Annotated in this window: 7 protein-coding genes; all 7 read left to right on the top strand. The window is 65.9% G+C overall.

Translation table 11 applies throughout. The features are described 5' to 3' along the window. Positions 1 to 39: 39 nt before the first annotated feature. The 7 genes from J5226_RS17045 to J5226_RS17015 all read left to right on the top strand — a co-directional run bounded on the left by J5226_RS17045 (position 40) and on the right by J5226_RS17015 (position 14,094). Positions 40 to 1,449 carry a fatty acid--CoA ligase family protein gene (locus J5226_RS17045; protein WP_215835629.1) on the top strand — a complete coding sequence of 470 codons (1,410 nt, stop codon included), beginning with the start codon at positions 40 to 42 and terminating at the stop codon, positions 1,447 to 1,449. Then, positions 1,439 to 2,173 carry an SDR family NAD(P)-dependent oxidoreductase gene (locus J5226_RS17040; protein ID WP_215835628.1) on the top strand — a complete coding sequence of 245 codons (735 nt, stop codon included), beginning with the start codon at positions 1,439 to 1,441 and terminating at the stop codon, positions 2,171 to 2,173. The genes J5226_RS17045 and J5226_RS17040 overlap by 11 nt, the downstream gene beginning before the upstream one ends. Positions 2,174 to 2,223: 50 nt before the next feature. After that, positions 2,224 to 2,469 (top strand): hypothetical protein, encoded by a 246-nt coding sequence (locus J5226_RS17035; RefSeq protein WP_215835627.1) that lies wholly within the window; start codon positions 2,224 to 2,226, stop codon positions 2,467 to 2,469. 49 nt (positions 2,470 to 2,518) lie between these two features. Next, a complete protein-coding gene (locus J5226_RS17030) occupies positions 2,519 to 6,778 on the top strand; it encodes a type I polyketide synthase (RefSeq protein ID WP_215835626.1) in 4,260 nt (1,419 codons plus the stop codon). Between the two features lie 224 nt (positions 6,779 to 7,002). Next, entirely contained in the window at positions 7,003 to 8,580 is a 1,578-nt protein-coding gene (locus J5226_RS17025; protein ID WP_215835625.1) for a hypothetical protein, read from the top strand. Positions 8,581 to 8,602: 22 nt separating this feature from the next. Continuing rightward, positions 8,603 to 10,342 (top strand): aminotransferase class III-fold pyridoxal phosphate-dependent enzyme, encoded by a 1,740-nt coding sequence (locus J5226_RS17020; RefSeq protein ID WP_215835624.1) that lies wholly within the window; start codon positions 8,603 to 8,605, stop codon positions 10,340 to 10,342. After that, on the top strand, positions 10,339 to 14,094 hold the full coding sequence (locus J5226_RS17015) for a beta-ketoacyl synthase N-terminal-like domain-containing protein (RefSeq protein ID WP_215835623.1): 3,756 nt from the start codon (positions 10,339 to 10,341) through the stop codon (positions 14,092 to 14,094). Before J5226_RS17020 ends, J5226_RS17015 begins: the two co-directional genes overlap by 4 nt. Positions 14,095 to 14,102 lie beyond the last annotated feature (8 nt).

Genomic DNA, 14,102 nt, shown 5'->3' with positions numbered 1-14,102 from the left:
ATCCACCCGCGTTGCGGGTTTTCGAAGATGGAGCGTTGAATGCACAATCTCACGGAACTAATCGAGGCTTGGGCCGAACACGCCGGGCGCACAGCCGTCGTCTGCGACGGTGCGGCGCTCGACTACGCTCAATTGCACGACAGGATTCGTCACTGGCGGAAGCAACTGCAAGCGACGGACATCGCGCCGGGTGCATGCATCGCACTGCGCGGCAGGGTCTCCGGCGACATGATCGGACTGCTGTTCGCGCTGGTCGAGAACGCGAACGTCGTGGTTCCCTTTCTGTCCGCCAGCGACTTCGAGGTGGAGGACGCGCTCGCGACCGCATGCGTCGACGGCGTCTTCGAGTTTTCCAGCGACGGCGGCAGCCGGTACACGCGCTGCGACTACGGCTGCAGCCACGCGCTGCTCGATCGCCTGCGCGGCGAGTCCAAACAGGCCGGGCTCATCCTGTTCACTTCCGGATCGACGGGGAAGAACAAGGCTTCGGTGCATCGCTTCTCGCGGCTGATCGCGCATGTTTTGCAGAAGCCAGGGGCCGCCTATCGCACCCTGATCTTCCTGATGTTCGACCATATCGGCGGCATCAACACGTTGCTGCATGTGCTGTTCAACGGCGGCACCGCGGTTTTCGTCGCCGATCGTTCGGTACCCGCGGTGTGCCATGCGATCGAGTCGCAACGCGTCCAGCTGCTGCCGACGACGCCGACCTTCCTCAACATGCTGCTCATTTCGGACCAGCGCCAGTCCTACGACCTGTCGTCGTTGGAATTGGTCACCTACGGCACCGAGCCGATGTCGTTGGCGACGCTCAAGGCATTGAACCAGGCGTTGCCGGGCGTGCGCTGCAAACAGACGTATGGACTCACCGAAGTCGGCATCCTGCCGACCCGGTCCGAGGATGCGGGCTCGACCTGGATGAAGGTCGGCGGGCAACACCACGAGACCCGCATCGTCGACGGCATCCTCTGGATCCGCACCGACGCGGCGATGATCGGATACCTCAACGCGCCGTCGCCTTTCGACCAGGACGGCTGGCTCAACACCGGCGACAAGGTCGAGGAGCGCGACGGCTACCTGCGCATCCTCGGGCGCGAGTCGGAAATCATCAACGTCGGCGGCGAGAAGGTTTATCCGAGCGAGATCGAGAACCTGATCCTGCAGCTGGAGAACATCAGCGACGTCGTCGTCAGCGGCAAGGCGAGCGCGCTGACCGGCCAACTGGTCGTCGCGACGGTGCAACTGGTCGTCCCCGAGCCGGCCGCGCAGGTCGAGCGCCGCGTGCGCGCTCACTGCCGCGAGCATTTGCCGCCGTTCAAGGTGCCGGTCGGGGTAGCCGTCAGCGCGGAACCGATGTTCGGAGCGCGCTTCAAGAAGATCCGCCGCCCGGCGCGCGCGGCGCAGGGCGAAGTCGTCAATGCCGAAAGGGAGCAAGAAAGTGTCGAGTGACAAGCGAGTGGTCGTCATCAGCGGCGGCAGCCGCGGACTGGGGCAGGCATTGGTGCAGGATCGGCTCGACGCGGGCGACATCGTCGCCACCTTCAGCCGCTCCAGCAACAGCTTCATCGAACAACTGCGCGAGGCCGACCCGAACGGCGAGCGCTTCCACTGGGAAGCGATCGAGGGCACCGATTTCGACGGAGTCCGGGGCTTCGCCATGACCGTCTTGCGCCGCTACAAGCGCATCGACGCCTTGATCAACAACGCCGGCGTCGGCATCGAGGGCCTGCTGACGATGACCTCGGAGCGCGATATCCATCAGGCGCTGACCTTGAATCTGGAATCGGTGATCGTGCTGACGCGCGCCTGCCTCAAGGCCATGATCGCCGAGCGGCGCGGAAGCATCGTCAACATCTCCTCGGTCAACGCCTTGCGCGGCCATAAGGGTCTGGCGGTCTACAGCGCCACCAAAGCGGCGCTGCTGGGGTTCACCCGCAGCCTCGCGAGCGAAGTCGGGCCGCAGGGCGTTACCGTCAACGCGATCGCGCCCGGCTTTTTCGAAAGCGACATGGTCGGCCATCTGACCGACGCCCAGCGCGCCCGCATCATCCGGCGCACGCCGATGCGTGCGATGTGCACCACCCAGGACATCGTCGACAGCGTGCGTTTCCTGCTGTCCACGCGCGCCATCACCGGCCAGACCCTGGCGGTCGATGGCGGTTTCACGTGCTAACGCCCAGCCCCGTCGCTGCCCCTTCCGTTCAACCCGATTCCAGGAACGCCATGAGCGAACACCAGCAGATCATCTACGACACCCTTCGTCGCGTCGCCGAGGAGGAGGGGCTGCAACTCGGCGCGATCAGCGATTCCAGCGCGCTCATCGACAGTCTCGGATTCCGCTCGCTGCATATCGCCCGCATTCTCGCGATATTGGAAATCCAGTTCTCCTACGATCCGTTCGCCAGCGGCGACGTGCCGATCACCGGCCTGCGCACGGTCGGCGATCTTTGCGCCGCCTACGAGCGCTGATCCGGCGGTTTCCCTCCGACACAAACGATCCCGGGACCGACCACGGTGCGTGGCCGACCCGATGGCATCCATTGCGACAGGATTCGGTATGGAAAGGGCGCATAGCGACATCGCGATCATCGGAATGGCCGGAAGATTCCCCGGCTCGGCCTCGACGCACGAGTTCTGGGCCAATCTGTGCGCCGGCCGCTCGGGCATCGTCGCGCTTTCCGCCGAAGAACTGTCGGCCCATGGGGTGTCGGCCGAAGCGCTGGCCGATCCGAATTATGTGAAAGCGGCGCCGCTGCTCGCGGATCACGACTGCTTCGACTCGGAGTTCTTCTGGATTCCGCCGCGCGATGCGGAAGTCATGGATCCGCAGCATCGGGTGTTGCTGGAATGCGCGTGGTCGGCCATGGAGGATGCCGGCTATCCGCCCGATACCCAATCGGGTCGGGTCGGCGTGTTCGCAGGATCCGGCGGCATCGTTTCCAGCCAGCTGCTGTCGTGCACCGGACACTACGCGGAGGTCGTCGGCAAGACCGGGGGCCATTGGCATGTCGGCAACGACAAGGACTTCGCCCCGACGCGCTTGTCGTACAAGCTGAATCTGCGCGGCCCGAGCGTCGCGGTGCAGACCGCATGCTCGACCTCGCTGGTCGCGGTGCATATGGCCTGCCAAAGCATCCGCACGAGCGAGTGCGACATGGCCCTGGCGGGCGCGGTCAGCGTGCGCACGCCGCACGTGGCCGGCTATGTGTACGAGAGCGGCAACATCCTGTCCGCCGACGGGCAGGTCCGCGCCTTCGATGCCGACGCGCGGGGCGTCGTATTCGGCAGCGGCGTCGGCATGGTCTTGCTCAAGCCACTGGACCGGGCGCTGGCCGACGGCGACTGCATTCATGCCGTGATCAAGGGATCGGCGATCAACAACGACGGCGGCCAGAAGATGAGCTTCTTGGCCACCAAGGTCGAAGGCCAGCTCGAGTGCATGCGGTCCGCGCTGGACAACGCCGGCGTGTCCGCCGACAGCCTCGGCTATATCGAGGCGCACGGCACGGGCACGGCGATGGGCGATCCGATCGAGATCCTCGCGCTGAGCCGCCTGTTCCGCAGCGAGACCGAGCGCCGCCAGTTCTGCGCGATCGGATCGGTCAAGAACAACATCGGCCATCTGGATATCGCGGCCGGCATGGCGAGCCTGATGAAAGTCGCGATGACGCTGAAATACCAGCGGATCCCGCCGTGCATCAACTTCGTCAAGCCTAATCCGAAGATCGATTTCGAAAGCAGCCCGTTCCACGTCAACACCGATGCGATCGAGTGGCCGCAAGCGGATGCGCCGCGCCGCGCCGCGATCAACTGTCTCGGCATCGGCGGCACCAACGCCTTCATGGTCCTGGAAGAGCCACCGCAGCGTCCGCAGCCGACACGCGCGGCGGCGATGCCGCGCATCGTGGCCTTGTCGGCGAAGACCGAGGCCGCGCTTTGGCGCAAGGTCGCCGATCTTGCCGCCTGGCTCGATGCCGGCGAAGGCGAACATCTCGACGACATCGCCTTCACGCTCGCCGCGGGCCGAAGCGCGTTCGCGAACCGCTGCGTAGTGGTGGCGAACGATGCCGGCGATCTGATCGCCAAGCTCGGGCGCCTGAACCGGCATCGGCGCGCGCCGGATTGCTTCGTCGGCCTCGATGTCGAGCCATCCGGCAAAGCGACGCCGGGCCTGGACGAGTTCGCGCAGTTTCTGACGCAGCAGGTTCTCGACGGTTTGCCGGCCGAAGAAGCGCACAGCAAGCTGCTCGCGCTCGCCGATCTGTACTGCCGCGGAGCGAAGCTGCCGCTCGAGACCTTGTGCGCGGGGTCGGGAGCGCGACGCATCGCGCTGCCCACCTATCCCTTCGAGAAACGGCGCTTCGCCATACCGCAGCGGCTCGAAGACGCCCGGCCGGAACCCATCGCAGCGGCGGCGGCGTCGGTCTTGCATCCCTTGCTGCACGCCAACGTATCCGATCTGTCCGGTCCGATCTTCGCGACCCGGTTCGATGGCGAGGAATTCTTCCTGCGCGACCACGTGGTGCTCGAGCGTCGCGTGCTGCCCGGCGTGGCCTATATCGAAATGGTGCGCGCCGCGGTGGCGCAGGCGCTGCCGGGCGAACCGGCGCGAACCCTCGAGTTCAGGGATCACGCCTGGATCCAACCGGTGGTGGTCGACGATGCGTTCGCGCTGAGGGTGACGCTGCACGACCTCGGCGAAGATGAGAACGGCGGACGCTGGCTCGAGTACGAGGTCCTTTCCGAAAGCGCAGGCGATACGCCCCATGCCCGCGGAACGGTCCGCTGCAGCGCGCAGGCCATCGACGCCGAGCCGATGGATATCGCCGCGCTCGGCGAGGCCATCGAGGGCGAGGGCCGCGACCGCGATGCGCTTTACGCGCGTTTCGGATCGCTGGGCCTGCGCTATGGGCCGACGATGCAGGGCATCGCCGGGCTGCGCAGCCAGGACGAGCAGGTGATCGCGCGCCTGCGGTTGCCGGAGGCGGCGGACTCGCGCTTCGGCCTGCACCCCGCGATGATGGATTCGGCGATGCAGTGCACGATCTGCCTGCTCGCGGGCCTGGACGGCCAAGGCGGCGCCGCGGTGATGCCGTTCGCCTTCGACGAGATGATCGTCCACGGCGACACCACCGACGAGATGTGGGTCTGGATCCGCCGCGCAGCGGGCGCTGCCGTCGCGGGCATGCCGTCGCTGGATATCGATCTGGTCGACGGCCAGGGCCTGCCGCGGGTGAGCATCCGCGGTCTCGTCTCGCGCACGGTGGCATCGGCGCCCGTCGTCGCGCCGGTGCGCGGCGTCGAGGCCGCGCCGACGCTCGCAAGGCCGGCCGCGATCGCGTCGTCCGGGCCCGCTCTGCACGCGCTGGTCCCGATCTGGAGCCCGGTCCGCTTCGGACGCGACACGGTCACGCCCGCGCCGGGCGAGCGCTATTTGCTGCTCGGCGGAGACGAGGCGTTGTTCGCTTGGCTGAGCGCGGCTGCGATCGAGCTGCAACATCAGCCGATCGTCGCCGGCGATTCGGTCGAACGGATCGAGCGCCTGCTGTCCGAGCGCGAGTTCGACCACCTGCTGTGGTTCGCCCCGGAGGCGGACGTCGGCGACCACGATGCGGTCGTCCCCAGCCAAGAGGCGGGCGTGCTCTCGTTGTTCCGCATCCTCAAAGCCTTGAGCCGGCTCGACCGGTTCGAGCGCGAGCTCAAGTTCACGGTCGTCACCCGCCACGCGCTGCAGGTCTTCGACGACGAACCGGTGTCGCCGCATCACGCCGGCGTGCACGGGATGGTCGGCAGCGTCGCCAAGGAACTGCCGCAGTGGCGCTTCCGGCTGCTCGACATCGAATCGACCGTCGACCTCGACCCGCTGGAAATTCTGGCCTTGCCCTGGGACGAGCAGGGCAGGGGGGTGGCGTTGCGCTGCGACGAATGGTTCCGCCAGGAGTTCGCCGATGCCGGCCGCATGCCGTCGGCGCGCGTGGCCTATCGCCAGAACGGCGTGTATGTCGTGATCGGCGGCGCCGGCGGATTGGGCGAGGTATGGACGCGGCATATGGTCGCGCGCTACGACGCGCAGGTGATCTGGGTCGGCCGCCGGGCGCTGGATGCCGACATCGAGGCCAAGCTCGATGCGATCGCGGGCTTGGGTCGACGGCCGCACTATTTCTCCGCGGATGCCACCGACGCCGCGGCGTTAGCGGCGGCGGTCGCGGCCATCCGCGCGCGCTTCCCGCGAATCGATGGCGTGGTCCATTCCGCGTTGGTCCTGCGGGATCAGACGGTGCGCGCGATGGACGAGGCCGTCTTCCGCCAAAGCCTCGCGGCCAAGGTCGACGTCAGCGTCAATATCGAGCGCGCCTTCGCCGGCCAGGATCTGGATTTCATGCTGTTCTTCTCGTCGGTGGCGTCGTTCCACCGCGACCCAGGACAGTCGAATTACTGCGCCGGCTGCACCTTCAAGGACAGCTTCGCCCAGGCCATGCGCGCGCGCTGTGCGTACCCGGTCAAGATCGTCAATTGGGCCTATTGGGGCAGCGTCGGCGTCGTCACCGACGCGTTCTACCGCAAGCGCATGGAAAGCCTGGGGATCGGCTCGATCGAGCCGGAGGAAGCCATGTGCGAGCTGGAAGCGTTCGTCGCCTCCGACCTGGATCAGGTGGCGCTGATCAAGGTCATCTCCCAGCGCGCGCTCGACGATCTGTGGGTGTCGGAGGAGGTTCGCTATTACCGGGATCGCGACGCAGCGAGCGGATATGGCGACGAGGCGGTGATCGCATCGTGAATCGAACGCATATGAACTTATTGGATAGGGAATCGCCTTCGCGTCGTTCCGCTTACGCGATCTCGCCGCAAGGCGGAAGGTCGCATGCGCCTCTGGGTGTCGAACTCGGAAATTTTTCGGATGAGATCTACAAGGCGCACGAGACCTGAATGAAGATCGTGTTTCTCCCATTCGCGCGCGTCCGCGAACCGCGCTGTCGTCCGAACCCGCTGCAGGCGCGATCGATGAAGCCGATTGCGGTTTCCCTGCTGGCTCTCGGGGTGGCCTTCGGTGCCTGCGCGCAGACGCCGAAGACCGAGCCTGCGCCCGATCCGGGCGACGATTTCCTGAAGGGCGTCGTGATCGATCCGCCCGCCGAGACGCAGGCGATCCCGCCGAACGCGCACGGCGGCGCAGTCGCCAGCGCGCCGCCGCCGGAGCAAAGCGACGACACGGCTGCCAACCTCGACGACCTGAAAATCGAGATCGATACGAACGCGGACGGCGATAGCGGCGGTGCCCCAGGCGCGCCGGCGTCGCGCATCGATGGCAAGCCACCGGCCGACGACGCGGATCCCGTCGGTGAGGCGGCAGGCGCGCCGGTATCGGCGACCGGCAGCGATGAGGACCCGGCCGGGCGCCCGACGGACGACAACAGCACGCTCGCGGCCTGGCTGGATCCGTTGCGCGTCAGCTTGAAGCACGAGAACTCGTACAAGTTCGCTGCGCCGAAGCGGCTGGTGAACAACCGCTCGTCCGTGCGGCTGGAGTACTCGAAGCCCTTGACCAGCAATCTGTATCTGCGCCTGGACACCAAGCTCAATCTGTACTGGAGCAACGACCACCGCGCCAAGGCCAAGGACGAGGATTTCTTTCGCGAACTGGTCACGCGCGAGGCTTACCTCCAGAGCAGCTTCGGCAATACCAGCTTCCGCATCGGCTACCAGATCCTGCCCTGGGGCGTTTCCGAGGGCGGCGCGATCACGGATGAAGTCAGTCCGCGCAACAGCTCCGAGTTCTTCTTCATCTCGCTGGAGGAGTCGCGGATCGGGCAGCCGATGGCGACGATGGACCATTTCGGCGCGACAGGGCAGTGGAGCGCGTTCTTCGTGCCCAAGCCGGGCTACAACAAGTATCCGGACCGCGGCTCCGAGTACGACATTCCGGGCTCCTTCGACAAGAAGAAACCCAACGACAGTTGGAACCAAACCGACAAGTACGAGTACGGCCTGCGCTGGAAGCGCACCTTCGGCAAAAGCGACCTGAGCCTGATGCTGGCGTCGCTGATCGACAACGATTACCTGGTGCGCCAGCAACGCTTCCAGATGTACGGCTTCGCCGCGAACATCGCCAAGGACAACTTCCTGTTCCGCACCGAAGTCGCGCTGAAAAGCCCGCGCGCCTACTTCGCGCGCCCGGCCGGCAGCAGCGACCTTTCGATCGTCGAAAGCGACCAGTTCGATTCCAGCTTCGGTTTCGACTATTCGCCGGGCGGGCGGCCGCTCACCTACAGCGCCGAAGTGGTCTGGAGCCGTTTGCTCGACTGGCGCAGCGACATCGTCGGCCGCGAGCGCGACGAGTACCAGTTGATCGGCTCGATCACCAACCGCTTCTTCAGCGACGACCTGACCCTGACTTGGCTCGCCATTTATGCCAAGCCGTACACCAGCCTCCAGCAGAAGTTCCTCAGCTCCTACGCGATCGACGACAACTCCACGGTCTATTTCGAATTGTTCCTCGCCGACGAGCGGGACAAGCGCAGTGGGACCTGGCCGTATCGCGACCAGAAGCAGTTCGTCGTCCGATATCAATATCAGTTCTAACGACCGCGAGATGGATCACGCCATGCAGACGACCGTTGAAGACGTATCGAAGAAAATCCTGTCGAAGCAGATCGGCAAGCAGGACGCCATGCGCCTGTTCCAGTCGCTGGACAAGGAGTCGCAGTCGCAGGTGCTGGCGATCGTTCGCCGCGCGGACGGCATCGCACCGTCGCGGGGGGACAAGGGCGCCGCGCGGCCCTTGAAAGCGCTCGACCAGCGCGACCTCAATGACGAGCACCGTGCCTGGATCGCCGCGCTCGTCGAGAAGTACGACCGCTTCGTGCCGAAGTCCAAGGCCAATGTCCTCGAGCATCAGGTCCACTTCGTCGATCAGCGCCGCGCCTTCCACCTGATCAAGGATCTGAAGAAGCTCCACTTCCAGATCACGTATACGAAAGCCGAAGGCGCCTACGTCCACGACGCCGACGGCAACAAGTACATCGACATCTCCGGCGACATGGGCGTGAATCTGTTCGGGCACCGCGCGCCGTTCCTGATCGAGGCGATCAAGCACAGCCTGGACCAGGGCATCCCGCTGGTCGGCTATTCCGACATGATCTTCCGGGCCTGCCAGTTGTTCTGCGAGATCACCGGCCACGAACGCGCGCTGTTCACGCAGTCGGGTACCGAGGCGGTGATGTTCGCGGTGCGCATCGCGCGCGCGGCGACGGGCCGCAAGAAAATCGTGCTGTTCGACGGCGCCTATCACGGCTTGTCGGACGCGGTGGCAGCCACCCGGGATCTCGCTGGCAACAGCTTCCCGTTGGCGCCGGGCATTCTGCAGGAGTTCGCCGACCAGATCATCGTGTTGGACTACGGCGACATGGCCTCGCTCGATACCATCGAGCGACTCGCCGGCGAGATCGCCACTGTGCTGGTCGAGCCGGTGCAGTCCCGTCATCCGTACAAGAAGCCGGTCGAGTTCCTCAAGGCGCTGCGCCAGCTGACCATCGAGAAAGACATCCCGCTGATCTTCGACGAGATGATCACCGGCTTCCGGGTCTGCCATCGCGGCGCGCAGGGGCTGTTCGGCATCCAGGCGGACATGGCGACTTACGGCAAGATTCCCGGCGGCGGGCTGCCGACCGGGGTCATCGCCGGCGCGGCGAAGTACATGGATCTGGTCGACGGCGGCACCTGGCGCTTCGACGACGACAGCATGCCCAGTTCCAAGCGCACCGGCATGGCCGGCACGCATTCGCAGAACCCGCTGAAGATCGCCGCCGCGCTCGCGGTGCTGAGCGAAATCAAGAAGCGCAGCGCCGAGACGGCGCCCGACGGCACCTGCGCTTGCTTCCAGCAGGGGCTCAACCGGAAGACCACCGATCTCGCCGACACGCTCAATGCGTTCTTCCGCGAAGAGCGCCTGCCGGTGGTCATCGATACCTTCGGCTCGCTGTTCCGCTTCCGCTTCGTCGACAGCTACTGGGGCGTGACCGAAGCGTTGTTCTTCATCCTGCTGCGCATGCAAGGCGTGGAGACCAACATCCAGGGCAATTGCTTCCTGACCACCGCCCACAGCGACGCGGATATCGAAGCGGTGATCGCCGGCGTGAAGGCGAGCATGTCGACGCTGAAGGCCAGCGGCTTCTTCCGCGAACCCGATGAGGAACCGACGCAGGACGCCGCGCCGCCGCCCGAAGCCGCGGCGGTCGCGCCCGCGCGGCCCGGCAATGCGTCGCCGCGCAACGAAATGGAGCGACTGAGAGCGCTGCTTACCGCCGACCTCGCGTTGGCAGAAGAATCCGGGGACCTGACATGAGCGCTGTCGCGGAACTGCCGTTGTTGGACACGATCGCGAGAACGGTCGCGTCCACGCTGAAAATCCCGGTCGATCGGTTGGATGTCGACGCCGACTTCGATTCGTTCGGCATGGACTCGATCATCGCGATCGAGTTGATGACGAACCTGAGCAAGCAGCTCAAGGTGTCGATCACGCCGGCGCAGCTGACGGCGGTCAAGTCGATCAGCGAGCTGGCCGGCGCCCTCGGCGGCATGATGAGCGAGGCCCCGGCCGCGTCGACGCCGAAGGCGCAGGCGGCCGTCGCCGCGCAGCCCGCGCCCGTCGTCGCGGCCAAGGCAGCGGCGAGGCCGCTCGAACGGGACGCTGTCCCGCGCCGCCGCGCGCAGGCGCAGCGGCCGCCCAGCGCCGACGGGGCGGGGGGGCTCGGCCGCATGCTGGCTTTCGTCCGCGACGAATACGGCCTGGACCTGCGCGGCGAGCGCTTCGCCTCCAAGCAAGCGCTGATCGACCATCTGCTGGAACACCACAGCGACGCGCTTTCGCATTACTTCGGCCTGTCCGCCGACGAGCGCGCCGCCGAGCCCGCCGAACTGCCGGCGGTCGCGCTGCCGACCGGCAACCTCGGCATCGCGGTCGTCGGCATGGCCTGTCGGTTCGCGGATGCCGCGACACCGGGAGCGCTCTGGCACAACCTGATGGATCAGCGCTCGTTGATCGCGCGGCTGACAGGAAATCGTTGGGGCAGCGCTCCAAGTGCCGACGCCGCGCCGCGCTGGGGCGCGCTGATCGAGGAGGTCGATCGCTTCGACCCCGCCTTCTTCGGCCTCAGCGAAGACGACGCCCGCTTGTGCGACCCGCAGGAGCGCCTGGCGACGCAGGCGTTGTACCACGCGCTGCAGAACGCCGGTCTGCGCGCGGACCTGCTGCGGGGCACGCGCACGGGACTCTTCCTCGGTTATGAGTACGCCGAGTACGAGCATCACCTGCGCAGCAATCTGCATCGCGTCCCGAACGCTCCGGCGCTCAGCTCGTCCAGTCCGATCTACTACCTCGCCAACCGCATCTCGTTCCTGTACGACTTCAAGGGGCCGAGCGAGGTGGTCAACGCGAGTTGCGCCTCGTCCGGGCTCGCGATCCACCGAGCCTGTCAATCCTTGGCGCAGGGCGAGTGCGACGTGGCCATCTGCGGCGGCGTATCGCTCAATCTGTTCGAAGGCGACTACGCGGCCATCGCGCGCTACGGCCTGCTGTCGCCCGACGGCAGCTGCGGCGTGTTCGACGACGCCGCCAACGGCTTCACCCGCGGCGAAGGCGTCGGCCTGCTGGTGCTGACGCGGCTGGACGACGCAGAGCGCGACAACCGCCGCATCTTCGCCAAGGTCGTCGCGACCCATCAGAACAACCGCGGCCGCGCCGGCTTCATCTCCGAGATCAAGCACGAAGCCATCACCGACGTGATCGCCGAATGCTACGAGAAGCACGGCATCGCGCCGAACTCGGTGCGCTACATCGAAGTCGACGGCTACGCCACCAAGTGGGGCGATTCCTTCGAGTTCGAAGGCATCAAGAACGCGTTCAACGCGCCGACGCCGGGCGACAAGCACTGCGCGCTCGGCAGCATCAAGGGCAACATCGGCCATGTCGAGCCGGCCAGCGGCGTGGCCAGCGCGATCAAGGTCGCGCTGTCGCTGCACCACAAGCAGTTTCCCGCCACGATCACCAAGAAGACGCTCAACAGCTTCATCGACATCGAATCGCCGGCGCATCCGCTGTATATCGCCGACCACCCGCTGCCGTTCGACACGCTGCGCCGCGGCGACGAGCCGATCCGCGCGGGCGTCAACTCGTTCTCGGACAGCGGCGTCAACGTGCATCTGCTGTTCGAGGAATACCGCACCGGCCACGGCCCCGCGCGCACGGAGCAGGGCGGCAGCCAGCTGTTCGTCTTCTCGGCGCGAACGCGCGAATCCCTGCAGGAATCGTTGACCCTCGCGCGCGAGTCCCTGCAGGAATCGCTGGCCCTCTATGCCAGCCGTTCGCTGCTGGAGGACATCGCCTACACCCTGCAGCTGGCGACCGTGCCGATGGAGCACCGGATCGCTATCGTCGCCGCCAGCCACAAGGAGCTGACCGAAGCGTTGACGCGCGCCGCCAAGCATCTGGCCGCGGACAAGCCGGCGGAGGGCAGCGGACCGATCTTCATCGGCGGCCCGCAGGCGCGCGACAACAGCCGCGTCTTCAGCATGATCAAGTCGCAGATCGGCGAGGACAAGCTGCTCGAGAACCTGCGCGAAGGCCTGTTGAAGGACATCGCGACGCTGTGGGTGGCCGGCATCGATATGCCCTGGGAGCGTTACTGGCGCGAGGTGGCGCTGACCCGTCGCCGCAACGCCCAAGCGCTGCCGCAGCTGGTCGACATTCCGCTGTATCCGTTCGCTAAGAACCGCTACTGGCTGGATTTCGACGACGCCGACGCGCCGAAGCGGGTAGAGATCCCCACCGTAGCGAGGCCGCAGAAAGCCAAGACAGAGATCGACGGCGGCTGCACGCGCGATGCCGAGCGCAAGTTGCGTTTCGTCGATGCGCTTGCCGACGGCGAACAGGCGCAAACGCTTGACGCCGCGGACAAGATCGCGCTGTTCCTGACGCAGGAAGCCGCCGCGGTGCTCGGCGTGCCGCGCACGGACGTCGATGTCGGCCTGGATTTTCTCGATCTCGGCTTCGATTCGGTCGGAATGGCCTCGGTGATCCAAAAACTCATCGGATTGCTCGGCGAAAACCTTTCTCCCAGCGTCGTTTTCAATTATCCGAACATCGAGCGCCTCGCTGCTCATCTGGCCGAAACCTATCCGGCCAAGATCGATCGCATCCACGTCGTCGGACAGGCCGCCGCGCCTGCCGCGCCGGCCGTGGCCTCGCGCTCGAAGCTGCTGCGCATCGCCGCGTCGGCGAAAACCGACCTCGAAACCTGGTTCGTAAGCCGCGATGCGGTCGCCGACGACCTGGTGCCGATGCAGACCAACGGGTCGGGAACGCCGGTCTTCGCCGTTCCGGGCGCCGACGGCAGCGTTTTGTCGCTGCGGACTTTGAGCCGCGCGATGAACGGCATCCGTCCGATGTTCGGAATCCAGTCGGTCGGCCTGGACGGCAAGCGCGAACCGCTCGACTCGATACGCGCGATGGCCGAAGCCAATATCGCCACCCTGGCGGCGTTGCGCGACTGCGACAAGCTGAGCCTGCTCGGCTATTCCAACGGCGCCGTCGCCGCCTTCGAGATGGCCCATCAGCTGATGAAGAAGAACATCGCGGTCGAGCGGCTGGTGCTGGTGGATTGCCGCTGCCCGGGGCCGTCGATGCGGAGCCTCTCGGACGAGATTTTCGAGTCCTTCGCCAATCTGATCCGTTCGCTCGGCGGCAAGTGGGAAATGAGCGCCGACGAGTTCCGCGAAGTCCCCGAGGATCGGTGGGCCGACTATCTCTTCGATCTGGTCCAGCGAAACGGATTCTGGATGCCCAGAGAGAATTTCATGCTCGCGTATCGGATTTCGCTCGCCAACGAGAAGGCATGCCGCAGCTATCGCCCGAAAAAGCTGCCGGAAGCCTGCGAGACGGTGATCGTGCGGGCGACGCGAAGCAACGGCGATCAGTCGCCGACGCTCGGCTGGAGCAAGTTCCTGGCCAAGCCCGCTTCCTGCATCGATATCGACGCGGACCATATTTCCGTCGTCGGCGCGGATGGAAGCGCGGCGATCGCGAGGATCTTCCTATGAGCCGCCGG

The sequence above is a fragment of the Lysobacter sp. K5869 genome (assembly GCF_018847975.1).
GTDB lineage: Bacteria > Pseudomonadota > Gammaproteobacteria > Xanthomonadales > Xanthomonadaceae > Lysobacter.
This window is presented reverse-complemented; position numbering and strand designations above follow the sequence as displayed.